A 16212-nucleotide genomic window follows, 5' to 3' on the forward strand; every position below is an offset into this window, starting at 1 on the left:
GTGCCTATCGAGAGACGGAATGTTGCACATGCTGTTCAAATTGGGAATGTGTGCAGAAGGAAAGTGGAGAAAACTCCGAGGCTTTGACTACCTCGCGAAGGTCATCACCGGAGTGAAATTCAAAGATGGAGAAGAGGTGCCAACAGTAGATCAGAGCGCTGCTTGATCATGCCTGCCGAACACCAGAATTGGCAATAACTCCGGGTGAAGTCATCCATAGTCTTCTCCAGGTCGGAGACCGCTTTCAAGTTGATTTAGCCGCAGTCAATAATATAGACGAAATAGTGCCTAGCCCGCCCAGCGCGGGCTTTTTCTTATCTGGTTAACCAATGTTCGATAACAACTACTTCACCGAATCGGGGTTGTACTGCCGCTATTGCGGGAAAATCCCCTTCTCGGATGACACGTTACGTCGGTTGATCAGAGTTGAAGAGCGGTTCAACAAGCTGATGATTATCAACTCCGGTTATCGCTGCGCGACACACTGCGTCAGTATCGGTTCCACGATGACACAGACTACCGGACAGGCTATTGATGTATTGGTAATCCAGGGGTACGCCTGCCGCTGTCACAGTGCGGCGGATCGGAGCGCTCTGGGCAACTGCCCCGAGGCCCATAGCAGGCGCTTTCTGTTGCTGATTATCATTACTTAAATAAATTTGTTTTTAGAGGGGCACATCACCGCACGGGAGTACGCACTGGCATTCATGCTGAAGCTGGGCCGCTATACGGTGGAGCTCATGGAGTGTGGTGAACTTGAGCTTCATGATATGGCCTGCCGTCTGGCTGAGTGCTGAGATTGCGGTGAGATCACTGTCGCACCCCGTGCACCATGGTGAGCAGCTTTGTAGGGGGTAATTTCATAGATAATGTGACCAAATGGGAGGGTGAATTTCGATCACTGTGACTGTTATTTTGGGAGGGGGGCTTATTTCTGCAAAAAACTAATAAATACATGAAGTTACATTGTTTGGTGTTTATTGGGATACTGGTCAGGGTGATCATTTTCCCACATGTGACGATAGTGCCAAATTTCCATATCTAATTGATTTGCAGCGCATTTTTGAGAAGTTGGCAAGAAATTTGTTCAGAAATACTGATCATGGTAACCAGTGTTTTAATGTTAGAGTTTCTTATGGCAAAGAAGCAGTTCGTTAGTCTTAAGAAAGTTGCCAAGTGGTCAATGGCGAGTACACTGCTACTTGGGATTTTCATCGTTATCTCAAGCTTGATCAATCAAATAGCTATAATGCAGTCGTTTGCTCTGGCTTATATGGCCGTGAGTTTAGTATTTTCTGTTTCTACTTTCATGTTGATTCTACGTCATTATAAAATTACATCAGGTAACGATATTTTAGTCCGGTTTATCGCCATCATTGGTGCGGTATTTTGTTGTTGTATTTGGCTTGTTTTATTTTATCCAGTTGCAATGTTGCTATCATAAACTCTGGCAAGTTGCTGAAATACATTCCGGGTGGAAAAAAGTGCCCTCGACCGGACAGCCTACACTTTGTTCCGGCTGCTGTTTAGCGAAGCTTGTTGCATCTTGCAGGGTGAAAGCCCTTGCCTGGTAAGAGTTAGCCACTCACCAGTATCGAATCTTGCGCGTTGTGCAGAACTTTAAATTAGGAATATTTGAGAGGCAGGAAGCGCGAGCGAATAATCAAGCTGAAGCGTAGACAGAGAAGTATGTAGGCCATAGGGAGCGCGTGCTCCTGAAGTGCTGTTATCGCTTCGAAATGCAAATTCTAGTTGGCGAGGTTTGTAACGCCATCTAAGCCGATGCAAAGCAATCGACTCAGAAGGGAGAGTTTCTCGCTATCTGAATGGCAAGATTGTGGAGACCTAGCGGAGTTCTTAAGCCACGGCATGCATACAGAGATGTAATGAGAACTTGTGAGACTCAAAGTAACTCCCAAAGGAATGGGTTGGGCTGTATAGCTTGAAAGGCGAAATGAACGATGGTGCCTTGGACGTCGGACCAACTCATAGTAGTCAGAGGGCGGGAAAGCCGTCTACAAGGCGAAGGGGTTGGCAGTTATATTGAGTCTGTAGTTGACACATACACCGGACATGTAAGGCTGGATATTGTATGAAAACAAAAGTGCAGGCATTACATACGGCAAAATCTGGGGCTGATGAATTATATTCATTGGGTGAAAGGGCGAAGATGGATGGAATGATGAGCTTTGGGAAAGGGTTTAGCTGCGCGGTAAATAATATAGCTGAGGAGCCGGATGCGGTAGTTCCGCAGGTCCGGATCTGCGTGGGGCGCCTCAGTCATGGGGCGTTCTACCACAATGATTTCATTGTCACCAAAAAATGGAAAAAGTATGAAAGTTAGAATAATAATAGCTGTCCTTGCTATGGCGCTATCTTCTGTCGCAGTTGCAAATGCAGATGAGAAAAAAACTAGACAGGAAATCTCAGATCTGATTAAAGCTTTTCGCTTTTCAATAATTGAAAAGGACGAAGAAAAGTTCCATGACCTTTTCTATGATAAATCTATCCCTTGGATCAGCGTTGTTGCAGACAAGAGAACTGGATCACTACCTAGCCAATCAGGTGTTAGACCTGGGTCTTACGTACAATTTATTTCATGGATCGTCTCAGCAGAAGAAAAAGTAGAAGAGAAATTCTGGGATATTGAAATACTAACCGATAGCGAGATTGCTTCAGTACATTTTAAATATAGTTTCCATGTTGGTGATTATAAAAGTAACTGGGGTGATGAAGCATGGCACTTGCTGAAAACCGGAAATGGCTGGAAAATTAGTTCTGTCGTTTACTCTGTCACATCAAACCCTGAGCCCATGCCGAAAAAATCTAACAAATAAGGATATATTGCGCTTGCCACAACCTATCTGGTTGTTGAATAAACCCTGCCAGCTCTATTTATGTAAATAAGTCGAAAGGGAATGGGTTTTGGAGGGCCAGCATTAACCGCTGACCTTTTCCACAGACGAGCAAAGCTCTCGCCCGGTAGGCGATAAAAAAATCGTTGTCACATAGTGCATTCGCTCCTTTACATAAGGTTCATTAATCCTCGCGGTGGTGGCGTCCGTGCTCTAACTGTTTTTATCCAGGCTTGGGTTTTGGAGGGTAAATATCAGTCACCCGCATAGGGCTGCGGCAGTGAAGGGCAAGGCAACCTCGCGGATTTCTTCTTCGGTGGCGCCGACCTTTGTACATTCAGCACCCACTGCAGAATACGCATAACGACTTTCGCGTTGCCATGTAAGTACCCCTAGCCTCGCGCACGGCGAAAGCTCTTTGGCAAACAGTGTTGCAGGATCAGTCTGATAAACTGCTCGCCGGTTACTGTACAGGTTTTCCATTGATCGGCTTTGGTATCGCGGTAGCGAAAGTGCACGTTGGAACTGTCATCGGACAAAATATTGGTATTACTAACCACGCCACGATACAGATAGCGCGCGAGGTAGTGCAGCGCTTGGGCGCCTTTGCCGACCCGTTTACAGTGTGCTATCCATTTCGCTGGCGTTCTGCTGGGTGCAATCCTGGCCTGAGAAGGCGCCTTGAGGAAGATGCCACGGAAGACTTTGGCCAAAGCGCAACCGTCGAACAGGCAGCGCCCACGGACTTCGCACCACTGCCGGCGAGCTTTACTAATTGCCGCACCGGGTAGCACAATGTGCATGTGCATGTGCATGTGCATGTGCATGTGCATGTGCATGTGTATGTGCGGGTGGTAGTCCAGACGACGGGTATGCGTATGTAGGGCAACGCAGAAGCGCAGCTCTCCACCCAGGGCGCTATCGTTTTTGGTAAAAGTTTTGAGGGTTTGCGCGGCACAACGTATTAGCAAATCGTAGCAAGTGTTCTGGTGTTGTCGGATGACATTTTGCAGCTCCCTGGGCAGCGTAAAGGTGATCAGGTAGTAGTTCACCGGTAAACGTTTTTGCACCTGGCGTTGCAGTCAGATCTGTGTGTCCTGATTTTGGCAGAGATTGCAGACGCGATGCCCGCAGGAACGGGGTGTGTGGGCGTTATGAGCGCAACGCTGGCAGGCCCATATCATCTCACCGCAAGACCCTTGGCGGCGCGCTCGATGGTGTTGAGGGCGGACCACTGGCCGCGGCTGAGGGAGTTGCCGAATTGTTCGACAAAACGGTGGCGGTAGCGTTGAACAATCGTTTGCAGTGTCATGTTACGCTCCCCATACCACACGCAGTTTGGCCAGTAGGCCATTGATGCGCCGAATCGTATTCTTCTGGGCGTAGGTGGTTAGCTGGGTGCACAGTGCAGTGGTCTTGGGACACTCGTGTCACATCTGCTCATGAATCGCCCGTAGGCTGACGCCCATGTCGGTCAGGAGTGTGCCGTAACAGTGAGGCAAAGTGTGGATGGTAATCGCTTTGTGAATGCCAACGTTGCTGACAATGGCTTTGAAAGACTTCAGTATCGCCACGATCCATTGGCGTACGGGCCAGGCACTGCTCCTCGGGGGTGTGTCCGCGAGGAAAGGGCAAGGTGGGATTTCGATGGGTTGCCCAGTATGCGCGCAGCGCCTGCAGTGTCAGCTTGGGCAGGAGGGCGAAGCGGTCCTTCTTGCCCTTCGCCTGGTGCACATATAGAAGGCCGCGTTCGCTGTCGATATCGGCCATACGAATGCCAAGGGTTTCGCCTAAGCGCAAACCCATTCTGAAGCAGGTGAGAATGAAGGTCTGGTAGCGCCGTTCGCGGGTACTGTTGATCAACCGCTCCAGCCCTTTGAGAGCCAGCGCATCGGGGAGGTGTCTTTCTTGAGATGGTTTGACAATATCCAGCCACTGCCAATGGCGCTTAAGCACGTGCTTGTAAAAGAACTGCAGGCCATTAGGATCTACCTTTATCGTTGACCAGGAGTGGGTGCTGATGAGAGACTCGAAATAGCCCTCAGGCTGCTCTTGATTGAGGGTATCGGGCGGGCTGTCAAAATATTCACAGACGCGTCGTATGGCACGGCTGTAAAGGTCAATGCTCGATTCGGCTTTGCCCTGACGCTTGAGTGCGCTAAGATGTTTTCGGTACAGTGAATCGTATCGTTTCTGCGGTGCTTTGTTCATAAAGATACTCCTCTAGTTATCGTGCTCGGATGTGAGCACGTAGGAGAATTATCTTTATTTCAGCGGGGTTATCTTTGCCGCGTAGCGGCTTCGTTCAACAGGGACCGACAGCAAGGATGTGCTTATAGCGCGCCCTTGTCTTAATCGGTATTATATTTACATGAAAGTAGTGTATCCAATAGATTGGAATAGAAGAAATCTCTTGGAAAGGCCTGCAAAGGACCGGCTATCCGATGATATTGTTCATACGGAAGATGGTGTCGAGCACGAACTGTCATTTTATGATCCTGTTAGGCTAGCGCAAGAAATTGCAAGAGAGTTGTCTGAGGGGAAACCAGGGTTCATCACGGGTGGACTAATTGTTGCGCCCGAAGTCAAAAAAATATCGAAAAGGTTATTTCACAGATTTAAAGTGCAAGGTATTTTCAAAGTGTTTAGCTATAATAAAGGGAACAAAAGCGACGCTTGCATCTCGCGTGGCCCCTACCGAAATATAGTGTGAAATGAACAATGTTCTATTTTCTAGATAATAAAACTTAGGGGCAGTGAATATGTATAAGTACATGCTGGGTATAATTTGTGGAATGGTTTTGGTTGTATGGGGATTTATAGCCCAAACTATTGGCATGCCTATTTTTAATCTTATTGTCATATCATTATTTTTTTTGGGTATCGTTGTTATGATTACATATGCAGCATTCAAACTAAAAATATTCCAAGAACAGTAGCGCTTATCCCACGTTAGTGTGGCAAAATTTAGTGTGTTCTATCAGTCTCATCTTTGGTTTGACAGGCGGTAGAAGTTGTGAAATGGTAACGATAAAATTCTCATGAATTGAGTGGCAGTAAACAACAAGTTGCAACCGACATCAAAATCTGTGCTCCTTTTATGATGTGCTGCGTTTATAACACAAAAATTATCAAACTGTTAATACCGCTTAACGTGGTGTTCAATATACAAAGAGAAATATGGATGTTTAAAGTATTAAAAAAGAAAAACAATGAATATAGTTTGAGAGAAAAGTGGGTTACGTCAGTTGTAACATTTTTCTTATTTTTACTTATTGGATATTTAGGTATTTACTATTTAGAGATATTTCAGACCTTGGGGCTGGTTACGTATCTGGGTGGAATATTGGTTAGTGCAGTCTTAGGCCTTATCGGCTTCAGGTATCCTAAAGTAATACATATGAGTGTATTTGCACTTCCGCTATTATTGATTGGAAGCTAACTTGAGTGTACATAATCAAATGTTGTATCCAACAACTTAATTTGTGGACTTTTTGCGTGGTTGCTGTTGTTGCCATTCTAAGCAAAAAACACTCAAAGCGTCGCCGCTATCGCGGCAGGCGCAACCTGCACATTGCTACATCTGCCCCAAAGCAATACGTTAAAAATCAAGAGAGTATGGAAGTATGAGCAAGCAATTAACGGGGGAGTGTTTATGCGGCAGTGTAAAATTCTCCGTAGTAGACAGCTTCAAGGCTTTTTATCAGTGTCATTGTAAGCAATGTCAAAAATTAACCGGTTCTGCTTTTGCTTCTAACTTATTCACTGCCCCAGGCAATATCGAGTGGATTTGCGGTCAAGTCAATATTACAAATTACAAACACCCTTCAAGAGAATTCTCAAAGGCATTTTGTAAAGAGTGCGGCTCTGCGGTGCCGTTTATGAATAAAAACAGAACATCATTGATTGTACCCGCCGGTTCCTTAAATGAGTATCTCGGTATACAGCCACAGGCAAATATTTTCATTTCTGAAGAAGCCTGTTGGCTGAAATCAGGACTGCAGGCGGAGAGTTTCAGTGGGTTTTCGGATTAATTTTTCAATAAGGCCAGCCAGAGGGAGCAAAAAATCGTTGTTCCTTCTGGGTTTTCCACCCTGCTGACAGCGTTAAGTGTCGTGGAGCAATATGAGAGTTATCGAAGTTGTTGAATATCAAGCATCATGGCCTAGTGAATTTGACAGGGAGAAAGAGCTTATTCTTGACACAATTGGTTCTTTGTCTCCAGAAGTTCATCATATAGGTAGCACATCTGTGACTGGTTTATCTGCAAAACCCATAATTGATATTCTTGTTGAAGTTGATGATCTAGATGAGTTAGATTCCTTCAATGACGCTCTTGCAAAGATAGGATATACTGCCAAAGGCGAAAACGAAATTGCTGAGCGTAGATACTTCGAAAAGGGTGGTGATTTTCGTAGTCATCACATGCATGCGTTTTTAAGGAGCAGCGAGAATTCTAGGAGGCATATCGCATTTCGGGATTATCTGCAACAGGATAATATAATAGCACAAGAATACGCAATTCTTAAAAAAAGTGTTGCACATAGCTGCAATCATGACAATGATAAGTACTGCAACGGAAAAAATAAATTTATACAATACCACGAGAAACAAGCAATTGAGTGGCATGCACTTAACAAGTAGGGGCGCTGGAAATAGAAATCTGCGCCTCTGCTTTCGTCATTATATTTATGATCAGAGGTGGAATGTGAACTGGGATCTATCGGATGTGGATTACCCTCAAGCTGATATAAAGAAAAATCATGTTGCGGGTTTATCCATGTGGATTGATAAAAAATCACTGAATTAGCCTTAGTATATGGTGGTGATTGGAATACATTGGTTGCAGACTTTTGGCTGAATGATCATTACTCAAGATTAATAGGCCATGTCCAAATGAAAGATGTGGCAATAGGTTATGATACTGGATTTAGAGTTTGCACCTACTTGGAGAATGGCGGAATAAAAGGTGATTCTGGTAACAATATGCCACTAATAAACAAATGGTTAAATATTGCTGTAGCAAGCGAAAGAGCCAATATCAAGCTTAATAATTTAGCTCAAAAAAACCTATTTGAAATTTGTCTTTCAAATTGTGGTGAGGGTGAGCTGAACGATGCCGTTAATATTGAATATAAATAAATACAATAAGCATATTAAAAAATGCCCACATAAAAAATCTAGGCTCGTTAACGCTCACCAAATGTTATGGTGTTAAATTTTTTGAGGCAGGTAGTTTGAGCATACTAAAAGTACTATTCTCTTTTTTCCGGATAGTAATCCGTATGCCTATCACTTCCGAGCGAAGCAAAGTTGTCTTGCACCAGGTAACAAGAGATCATCTGCAATGGGTAACAGTAAGCGAGCACTGAGGCGGCGCTCAGCTAAAGATTATTGATAACAGAACTTGCCAAAAAATGATTATGAATGTTAAAAGGATGTAAAAATAGCCAAGGAGTTAATTGTCAATAGAGGGGATTTTCCGCTTCTAAGAGGGCTGGTGAAATATAGGGTCGATGTATCCAGCATGGGTGTTGTTTCCTCCAAGTTTCATGGCGCCATGGCGGGCTCTGCCAAATTTTATAGTAAGGATTTATGTCGCATCATATTGAAGATCTTTTAAGTGAATGGCAGGCCGCACCCAAAGACGGCTGGGTATTGGCGGTTGTGACTAAAGTACAAGGTTCAGCTTATCGTAAAGCCGGTGCTATGATGCTATTCCACCCATTGGGAAAGGCCATTGGCATGGTGAGTGGAGGCTGTCTAGAGGAGGATCTTAAACGGCATGCTCAGAGAGCCATTCAATACAATGTAGTGGTAAAAGTAAAATATGACGCTAGAGATGAATCTGATGCCAGCTACCAGTTAGGTTGTGGCGGAATTGTCGAACTGATGTTGTTTCCATTAACGCAAAGTAATCATTACCTGCAATTACATTTATTGACAGAGAAACTCAATGCAGGTGACCCTGTTTTTTATGAATTAGCCATGACTAAAGCGGGCACGGCAGCGGATAAAATGAGTGCTGCCGTGGTGCATGTTACAGACGCTGATTATCCACTGCACGACTTTCAAAAAGCGGTAATGCTTACCCGAGCCAAAAGAGAACACACCACACAACAGTATCTTATCATTCCATGCCGTCCACGATTTCATATCGCTATATTTGGTGGTGGTTTGGATGCACAGCCAGTGGCCAATATTGCGAGCCAGTTAGGCTGGAAAGTTACGGTTATTGATGAGCGGACCAGTTATGCCAGAAGCTATGACTTTCCTAATGCCAGGATTATAAAGCAGTCAAGTACTAATCTGCCTGATTCGGTATTATGCCGTTTTGACGCGGCAATCGTGATGCAACACAACCTAGAGTTAGACAGTGCCGCCTTAAAACGTCTTAGCCAGGTTCCAATCAACTACATTGCCTTGCTGGGCCCACCTCATAGACGCGATAAAGTACTTGAAAGGGTTCAACTGACGGAAGCTGATTTTCATGGAGTACTTGCAGCACCAGCCGGGTTGGCGCTGGGTGGCGAGCTGCCCGAATCCGTGGCTTTAAGTATTTTGGCACAGTGTCATGGCGTACTGCATAACGCCAGCCAGTTTGCCTTAGAAAAGGTGATGCTTTGACCGACGAACTGGATAACACTCCAACAGACTTAGTGAATAGCAAGGCGAAGTCAGCATCAGCTAAAACTGTATTGGTGGCAGTATTAGCTGGTGGGGCAAGCCAGCGGTTCGAAGGGTGTAAGTTGGCAGCCGATATTGATGTTTTTGATGCCTCAGGAAAAGTAAAGCGCCAACCATTAATACTGCATTCGTTAGATAAAGTGCAATGCTTAATAGCTAAAGCACCGACGAAAATAAACTATCAAGTGATGGTCGTCCTGGGTGAACACAGCCAGGTTATCACAGCACTACTGCCTGATGAGGTCAAGGTTATCAAAAATCAACAGTGGCAACAGGGCATATCCAGTTCGATAAAAGTGGCCGTAGCTAAGGCTCAGTCGATACAAGCCGATGGTTTACTCATCACACTCGCTGATCATATCGGTGTTACTCTAAATGATCTTTACAGGTTAACCACTACTTGGTTTGCCAACGGACAAACCAGTTGTGCCCAATACAAAAACAGTTTTGGTACGCCAGCGATTTTTAATTCTGAAGACTTTAAGTTACTTTTGAGTCTTAGTGGAGATAAAGGCGCCAAAAAGTTATTGATTGAAAAAGAGAAATCACAAAAAATAAACGTGATCGATATTAAATTCGTTACAGCTGATATTGATAGCAAAACAGATTTAGAAAAGTGGCAACAACAGATAAAAGTAACCAGAGATTATTGATATTAGCTACCGGAGCGTTATTGGATTTGAGTGTGTTTTAGACTGGATAATAATTTTTCGTTACATGGCAACAAATAAATAAAAATATAACCGTGTTATCAACCTTAAGCTGTCGCTGATGTTATTAGTACCAAAGGAAAGGAGAGAGTAATGGCAAGTGAGAAACTAACATTAATGTTAAATGGTAAGATTTTTACTCTTGATACTGATCCGAATATGCCAATTTTATGGGTAATACGCGACATGTTAGGTATGACAGGCACTAAATATGGTTGCGGTGCTGGGCTTTGTGGCGCTTGCACGGTACATATTGACGGCAAACCAGCAAGAGCTTGCTTAACCAGTGTTGCACAGGCCCAAGGTAAGCATGTGACTACAATTGAAGCTCTTGAGTTTGAGGGGTTAAAAGAAGCTTGGAATACCCATAATGTGCCGCAATGTGGATATTGCCAGTCGGGCCAATTGATGTCTGCTGCGGCGTTGCTTGCGAGTAATGCTACTCCCACTGACGCTGATATTGAGACTGCTATGTCTGGCAATATCTGCCGCTGTGGTACCTATACCAGAATCAAAGCTGCAATCCAAAGTGTGGCTAAAAAGAGAACTGAGAAATGAGTATATTTACAGCAGTGCAAAACTTTAGCCGTCGTGATGTACTTAAGCTATTTGGAGTAACAGGTGGAGGTTTAGTGCTTGGAGCCAGCGGCTTGAGCTGGACTCCTATGGCACTGGCACAAGAAAAATCCGGTAAGCTCAATTTGTTCATTGCGGTTGGTGAGGATAATAAGGTTTATTTAACCTGCCACCGCTCAGAAATGGGACAGGGTATTAGGACGGGTATTCCTCAAATTTTAGCAGATGAGTTAGAGGCTGAGTGGCAACATGTTGTGGTGGTGCAAGGCATGGCAGATAAACGCTATGGTAGCCAAAATACTGATGGCTCCCGCAGTATTCGTAAATATTACTACCAGATGCGTCAGATGGGCGCAATAGCGCGAACCATGCTTGAGCAGGCAGCCGCTAATCGCTGGGAAGTTCCTGTTTCAGAGGTTAAGGCGAAAAGCCATTATGTTCATCACGACAAAAGTCAACGTAAATTGAGCTATGGTGAGTTAGCCTTAGCGGCATCGAAGTTAGCCTTACCGGATAAAGAGAGTGTTAAGTTAAAAAAGAATAGTGAATTTAAACATATTGGCCAGTCACGCACGATCGTTGATATGGACGATATGTTGTCGGGCAAAGCTAAATATGGCTATGACGTTCAACTTGATGGAATGCTTTACGCTAGTATTACCCGCCCTCCAGTATTGGGTAGTGATGTCGCTAGATTAGATGATAGTCAGGCACGAAAGGTTGCTGGAGTCGTTGATGTTATTCGCTTACCGGTTCCTAAAGGCGCACCTGCTTTTCAAGCTTTGGGCGGGGTTGCGGTAATTGCTACAAATAGCTGGAGTGCTTTACAAGGAAGAAAAGCACTAGTGATTGATTGGACTATCTCACCGAACGATACCCATGACTCTGAGAATTATTTGGAAACGCTATCTAAACGAATAACCCAACCAGGTAAACTTGTACGGCAGCAGGGCCCTGAAATTTCAGATTGGTCCACTAGTTCGAAAATTCAATCACAATATACTGTCCCTTATTTAGCCCATGCTCCAATGGAGCCACCCGTGGCAACTGCAATGGTGACTGAACATGGCTGTGAACTGTGGGCCTCGACTCAAACACCGCAAAGTACTCAGCAGAATGTGGCTAAAAATTTAGGAATAAAAGAAGAGCAAGTTAGAGTCAACGTAACCTTATTGGGGGGTGGCTTTGGTCGAAAAGCTAAACCGGATTTCAGTGTAGAAGCAGCACTGTTATCCCAACAACTTAATCGGCCTATAAAGGTAAGTTGGAGTAGAGAAGATGATATCCAAAATGGCTATCTTCATGCGATAAGCGCACAGTTTTATCAAGCTAAAGTTAATAATGACAATTTTCCCGAGGCAATGTTACAGCGTACTGGTTTCCCATCAATTAGCTCAACATTTGCAGAGAGCGTTGCGTACCCGTCTGCCGGAGAGTTAGACCTTGGCTTTGTTGATATTCCTTTTGCGCTCAAAAGCTATCGCTGTGAATCCGTTAAGGCTGAAGCATATACCCGCATAGGTTGGCTCCGCTCTGTGTGCAATATTCAACACGCTTTCGGTATAGGCAGCTTTGTTGATGAGCTAGCTCACCACGCTAATATGACATCACCACAGATGTGGAAACAGATGTTAGGTAAGCCCCGGCTGGTCGACTTTGCTGACCAAGGCTTTGAATACGATAACTATGGTGAAGAACTGTCTCGTCATCCTATGGATGTTGGCCGCTACCATAAGGTCATTGATATTGTGGAGCTGGCAATGAAACAGCAAACGTCACTTCAAAAAGGACAAGGCTGGGGCTTTGCAGTACATCGAAGCTTTACCAGTTATGTAGCAGTTGCTATTTTGGTCGAAGTCGATCGAAGCAAAAACCTAAAGGTGATCAAATCAATTGCGGCAATTGATGCTGGGTTGGTGGTTAACCCTGATCGAGTTATCTCACAAACCGAAGGCGCTGTTGTATTTGGCCTTAGTCTGGCAATGATGGGCGAGATCAGCTTTGAAGCGGGGCGAGTTCAACAGTCTAATTTTCATAACTACCCTTTGTTGCGTATCAATCAGTGTCCTGACATTGAAGTGACCATTGTGGCTTCTGATGCTCCTCCTGCGGGAGTGGGGGAGCCGGGAGTTCCGCCTGTAGCGCCAGCGTTAACCAATGCTATATTTGCTGCTACAGGTATGAGAATTAGAGACTTGCCAGTTAATAGTGTCTTGAATGTATAAGCGCCACTGAATCACCCTGAGTTTGCCGGAGGCAATTTGATTTGAGTCATGCCGCTTGGGCAGACTCGGCTTGCTGATAATACAGTAAGCGATCAAGTAACCTCGCCCTTTGGTTCATTCGGCAGGTCTGCTTCCGTTGCGCTCTGAAGATTCCATGGCAACAGGGCTTCAATTTCCCCGACGGTCTGCGCTCGCGGTAAGTCGGTGTAAACTCGGCGCAGGTAATCGTAGGGCTCAAGCCCATTGGTGTTGATTTGCACTGGATCGGGTTCAGGCATAAAAATAGACTCTTTTCGGCATAACGTTTAGTGAATGAACCGACTGGAGAGCAGCGTAAGGAGGTCCAGCCGCAGGGAACCATTGCACGCCTTGTAGGAATATTAATCAACACGGCAAAAGTACTCTCTAAATTTCCACTTTGTTACTGGCAGTGAATAGCAGTTATCTTCAAATTTTAAAACCTGTGTTACATCAGAATCAGTTAATTCGTCATAATATGTGACGCGAATTGAATTGCCACTCAGTACATCGACCTTGTGAGGTAAAAATGTCAATACATCAGGCTTTTCATCTATGAAATAAGTTGCGAATGAATCTACGCGAATTACATGCACGAGATGGCCAAAAAGCTCGTCGCGCAAAAACACCTGGGCCTTTTCTGGTATACCCTTAACCCCATCCATACTAGCTAGAGTCTTTTCTTCATTTGACCGCCAAGTACCCAGATATAAGGGATCATCGTCTGCTACTACGAATGATGCGAAAAGAAATAATGTCAAAGTTAAATTTAGCTTCATGCTCTTACTCATAACCTTTATATAGTGGTCACCGTGACCACTATTATGCTGATAACACTCCCAGAAGCAATTCTGTATCAATTATCCAAAATCCTTATTAAAATCAACTTATGAAACGCTTTTGATATGATCGTACAAAATAAAAAAGCGGTCATCGCGGCCACTATCCCGGAATAGTCCGCCATTTGTAACCCTCTGTATTTCATTTTTTCGGCGTAATTTTCTCTTCCGTCAAAGTAACAGTCAGGGTGATCGAAATTACGGCTTGCATTTGGTACCTGCCAAACTGCCCTTATAGGTCATGGATATGCCTAAATGGGCAATATCCTCGTACCAACCGCAACTGTTGTGCTTCCGGATTTCTGACCACTTTTACAGTTACTTTAGAGTTTCAGCGGTTCTTATTGGGAATAGCTTGATGTTAAACCGGCTGCTTGACATCACAGTCACTTGTTGGCATTTGTCTGGTAATCTCATAACCGATAATCACTACGGTTGACATGAGAAGCCAGACAAGCCACTTAAAAGCATTTTGCGCAAACACAACCTGCAGAGGATTTCCTATCACATAATCCATAAGCGGCTGGCGAATAAAGGCACCATGGATTGCGGTGAGCAGAAGTGAAAATATCACTACAGCAAACAGTACTCCATGCTGAATGAGTTTCTCACGCACCAAGGCATAAAGAGCAACTGCAGCAACACCATACTCAATAGAGCTTATCAGAGCCACATACTTCACCTTCCAGGAAGGTTGAATATGCACGCCCTGCATTTGGCTACTTACCCACTCCGGTAGCCATTGCGCAGAAATAACATGCACTACAAAACTGCTCGATGACGCTACAACTGCAACAATAAGTAACAACAAAATTCTCATTTCTACTCCAGTGATGCGCTCTGAGTACGGATGCTTATAAGATGATCAGCGTGTCCAGTATTATTCCAATCACCAGTTCCAAATCAAGTCTGTGGAAAATCTTTGGTATTCTGCTTTCAACCAGTCAGCAATTCATTTTAGGTACATCAGTACAAGCCAGAAAATGGTTAACGTGAACACTACCTATAAAGCTTGCTGTTGTTGGTCTTGTTTCCTTACCGGGCATTTCCTTCATAACGCTTCTTTAGGTACCAGAATTGCTTGCCAAATTTCCCCCTATAATAAATACAGAATTGAAAAAGCCCAATGCCGGGCTGCTCGCTTCCCTATGGACTTTAGTGGGGCATAGATAGGATAAAGACCCTTTTAGCCATTCACAGGTAAACACCCACCTCGTCTTGCGTACCTTTTCTTGTTTTTTTGTAGCGCCTCCGGGTGAAGATCGGGCAAATTTTCACTAACTTTACGTTCACAGGAAAGCTTGGATGTTTGAACCATGAAAAGAGTTCCATCTGGTCCGCAGTATAGATAGGTAAGGTTCATCGAACGGCTTCATCATCGATGGCGCATGCTCTGGCGGGTGTTCGTGCGGCTGAATGTCGGTTTTCAAGCCCTCCTTCGTCTTTAGGTGTTTTAGCCTATATGCGATCACAGCCAGATCTTGGATGCTGGCAATCATTTTGACTTTCTACCGCAACGGAAATATAGGCATCAAAATGATCTTATTGGATTTTATTAAGATTGTTTTCGGTATCAAGGCTACGTAAAATTGTCAAACATTTATCTGTGTTGTGGGTCGAGATTGAGTGGGCTTCTGTGAGCCAATGGCCCGGGAAGCCCAAGCGTTTCTAAAAGATCCATTTCCTCGATAGGAGAACGGTAGCGTGACATAAGCGTAAATAAAAAGGCGCTGACCCAAAGTGCACGAACACCAAGGGCCAGCTAACCAAATTGATAGGATAGTTATCAAAATGGCTTTATGGATAATACGCTAGAAACCCGCTCGTCTTCAATAAAGCGGGGTAGATTCAGGTGGTTGGAGCGATTCCCCAGGCTCTGGGAACGTTGCATCCGCCGGTTCTGCTTTACCGCCTACCGTTCCCGTGCCCCGCCTTGTAGTGCCTTCAGACCTTATTTTCCAAGTATTCCCATCATGAAAAATCAGCCCGGGATTTGCGACCCGGAAGGAAAGGCTTATGTTGATTTTAAAACGCCGGCCAGGCGAGAATCTCAGAATTGGAAAAAATGTCTCAGTCACCGTATTGGGTGTGACGGGTAATCAGGTACGGATGGGCATCAAGGCCCCAAAATCCTTGCCTGTTCACCGTGAAGAAGTGTATGTGCGCATCCAAAAGGAACGGGAGTTGGGCAATGGAAACCCTAGAGATACGGATTCTCCCCGTGGGGAGTACCCGCCATGAAACTCGATTTTCCTGTCAAGTCCCAATCATAAATCCATCAAGCTGCTGAATTGTTATCACG

Annotated in this window: 20 protein-coding genes and 1 pseudogene; 14 read left to right on the plus strand and 7 right to left on the minus strand. The window is 44.7% G+C overall.

Going from position 1 to position 16212, the window contains the following annotated elements:
• The 5 genes and pseudogenes from ACL7TT_RS15100 to ACL7TT_RS15120 form a co-directional block, all read left to right on the plus strand.
• Nucleotides 1-166 (plus strand): annotated as a pseudogene (locus ACL7TT_RS15100) (IS256 family transposase); the annotation flags it as partial.
• Between the two features lie 163 nt (nt 167-329).
• Nucleotides 330-653 carry a D-Ala-D-Ala carboxypeptidase family metallohydrolase gene (locus ACL7TT_RS15105; RefSeq protein ID WP_413396628.1) on the plus strand — a complete coding sequence of 108 codons (324 nt, stop codon included), beginning with the start codon at nt 330-332 and terminating at the stop codon, nt 651-653.
• Nucleotides 654-1135: 482 nt separating this feature from the next.
• A complete protein-coding gene (locus ACL7TT_RS15110; protein ID WP_413396630.1) occupies nt 1136-1444 on the plus strand; it encodes a hypothetical protein in 309 nt (102 codons plus the stop codon).
• Between the two features lie 648 nt (nt 1445-2092).
• Nucleotides 2093-2344 carry a hypothetical protein gene (locus tag ACL7TT_RS15115; RefSeq protein ID WP_413396632.1) on the plus strand — a complete coding sequence of 84 codons (252 nt, stop codon included), beginning with the start codon at nt 2093-2095 and terminating at the stop codon, nt 2342-2344.
• Nucleotides 2334-2837: a hypothetical protein gene (locus tag ACL7TT_RS15120; RefSeq protein ID WP_413396634.1), complete on the plus strand. Its 504-nt coding sequence runs from the start codon at nt 2334-2336 to the stop codon at nt 2835-2837. Before ACL7TT_RS15115 ends, ACL7TT_RS15120 begins: the two co-directional genes overlap by 11 nt.
• Before the next feature lie 410 nt (nt 2838-3247).
• On the opposite strand, the gene ACL7TT_RS15125 is transcribed toward ACL7TT_RS15120, so the two are convergent.
• The 4 genes from ACL7TT_RS15125 to ACL7TT_RS15140 all read right to left on the minus strand — a co-directional run bounded on the left by ACL7TT_RS15125 (nt 3248) and on the right by ACL7TT_RS15140 (nt 5066).
• Nucleotides 3248-3925 carry an IS91 family transposase gene (locus ACL7TT_RS15125; RefSeq protein WP_413396636.1) on the minus strand — a complete coding sequence of 226 codons (678 nt, stop codon included), beginning with the start codon at nt 3923-3925 and terminating at the stop codon, nt 3248-3250.
• Nucleotides 3926-3937: 12 nt separating this feature from the next.
• Nucleotides 3938-4039 carry a transposase zinc-binding domain-containing protein gene (locus ACL7TT_RS15130; RefSeq protein WP_413396638.1) on the minus strand — a complete coding sequence of 34 codons (102 nt, stop codon included), beginning with the start codon at nt 4037-4039 and terminating at the stop codon, nt 3938-3940.
• A complete protein-coding gene (locus tag ACL7TT_RS15135; protein ID WP_413396640.1) occupies nt 4036-4167 on the minus strand; it encodes a hypothetical protein in 132 nt (43 codons plus the stop codon). The genes ACL7TT_RS15130 and ACL7TT_RS15135 overlap by 4 nt, the downstream gene beginning before the upstream one ends.
• 128 nt (nt 4168-4295) lie before the next feature.
• Complete coding sequence (locus ACL7TT_RS15140; RefSeq protein ID WP_413396642.1) at nt 4296-5066, minus strand: tyrosine-type recombinase/integrase; 771 nt, start codon at nt 5064-5066, stop codon at nt 4296-4298.
• A gap of 973 nt (nt 5067-6039) precedes the next feature.
• Here ACL7TT_RS15140 and ACL7TT_RS15145 point away from each other — a divergent pair.
• The 8 genes from ACL7TT_RS15145 to ACL7TT_RS15180 all read left to right on the plus strand — a co-directional run bounded on the left by ACL7TT_RS15145 (nt 6040) and on the right by ACL7TT_RS15180 (nt 13053).
• The gene (locus ACL7TT_RS15145; RefSeq protein ID WP_413396644.1) at nt 6040-6297 is read left to right on the plus strand and encodes a hypothetical protein; all 258 of its coding nucleotides are present in this window, start codon (nt 6040-6042) and stop codon (nt 6295-6297) included.
• Nucleotides 6298-6481: 184 nt separating this feature from the next.
• Complete coding sequence (locus tag ACL7TT_RS15150) at nt 6482-6889, plus strand: GFA family protein (protein WP_413396646.1); 408 nt, start codon at nt 6482-6484, stop codon at nt 6887-6889.
• A gap of 91 nt (nt 6890-6980) precedes the next feature.
• Nucleotides 6981-7499: a GrpB family protein gene (locus ACL7TT_RS15155; RefSeq protein ID WP_413396648.1), complete on the plus strand. Its 519-nt coding sequence runs from the start codon at nt 6981-6983 to the stop codon at nt 7497-7499.
• 252 nt (nt 7500-7751) lie between these two features.
• Nucleotides 7752-7997, plus strand: a complete 246-nt coding sequence (locus tag ACL7TT_RS15160; RefSeq protein WP_413396650.1) for a hypothetical protein — start codon at nt 7752-7754, stop codon at nt 7995-7997.
• 453 nt (nt 7998-8450) lie between these two features.
• The gene (locus ACL7TT_RS15165; protein WP_413396652.1) at nt 8451-9482 is read left to right on the plus strand and encodes an XdhC family protein; all 1032 of its coding nucleotides are present in this window, start codon (nt 8451-8453) and stop codon (nt 9480-9482) included.
• On the plus strand, nt 9479-10195 hold the full coding sequence (locus ACL7TT_RS15170; RefSeq protein WP_413396654.1) for a nucleotidyltransferase family protein: 717 nt from the start codon (nt 9479-9481) through the stop codon (nt 10193-10195). The genes ACL7TT_RS15165 and ACL7TT_RS15170 overlap by 4 nt, the downstream gene beginning before the upstream one ends.
• Before the next feature lie 150 nt (nt 10196-10345).
• Nucleotides 10346-10810 carry a (2Fe-2S)-binding protein gene (locus ACL7TT_RS15175; RefSeq protein WP_413396656.1) on the plus strand — a complete coding sequence of 155 codons (465 nt, stop codon included), beginning with the start codon at nt 10346-10348 and terminating at the stop codon, nt 10808-10810.
• Entirely contained in the window at nt 10807-13053 is a 2247-nt protein-coding gene (locus tag ACL7TT_RS15180; RefSeq protein WP_413396658.1) for a xanthine dehydrogenase family protein molybdopterin-binding subunit, read from the plus strand. The genes ACL7TT_RS15175 and ACL7TT_RS15180 overlap by 4 nt, the downstream gene beginning before the upstream one ends.
• Before the next feature lie 92 nt (nt 13054-13145).
• Here ACL7TT_RS15180 and ACL7TT_RS15185 read toward each other — a convergent pair whose 3' ends face one another.
• The 3 genes from ACL7TT_RS15185 to ACL7TT_RS15195 all read right to left on the minus strand — a co-directional run bounded on the left by ACL7TT_RS15185 (nt 13146) and on the right by ACL7TT_RS15195 (nt 14730).
• On the minus strand, nt 13146-13331 hold the full coding sequence (locus ACL7TT_RS15185) for a transposase domain-containing protein (protein ID WP_413396660.1): 186 nt from the start codon (nt 13329-13331) through the stop codon (nt 13146-13148).
• Between the two features lie 102 nt (nt 13332-13433).
• On the minus strand, nt 13434-13850 hold the full coding sequence (locus tag ACL7TT_RS15190) for a hypothetical protein (protein WP_413396662.1): 417 nt from the start codon (nt 13848-13850) through the stop codon (nt 13434-13436).
• Nucleotides 13851-14271: 421 nt separating this feature from the next.
• Entirely contained in the window at nt 14272-14730 is a 459-nt protein-coding gene (locus tag ACL7TT_RS15195; protein ID WP_413396664.1) for a hypothetical protein, read from the minus strand.
• A gap of 1196 nt (nt 14731-15926) precedes the next feature.
• Between ACL7TT_RS15195 and csrA the strand changes: the two genes are divergently transcribed.
• Nucleotides 15927-16151 carry a carbon storage regulator CsrA gene (gene csrA / locus ACL7TT_RS15200; protein ID WP_413396666.1) on the plus strand — a complete coding sequence of 75 codons (225 nt, stop codon included), beginning with the start codon at nt 15927-15929 and terminating at the stop codon, nt 16149-16151.
• The last annotated feature ends 61 nt before the right edge of the window (nt 16152-16212 follow it).

This window comes from Microbulbifer jejuensis (assembly GCF_047289955.1).
Classification (GTDB): domain Bacteria; phylum Pseudomonadota; class Gammaproteobacteria; order Pseudomonadales; family Cellvibrionaceae; genus Microbulbifer.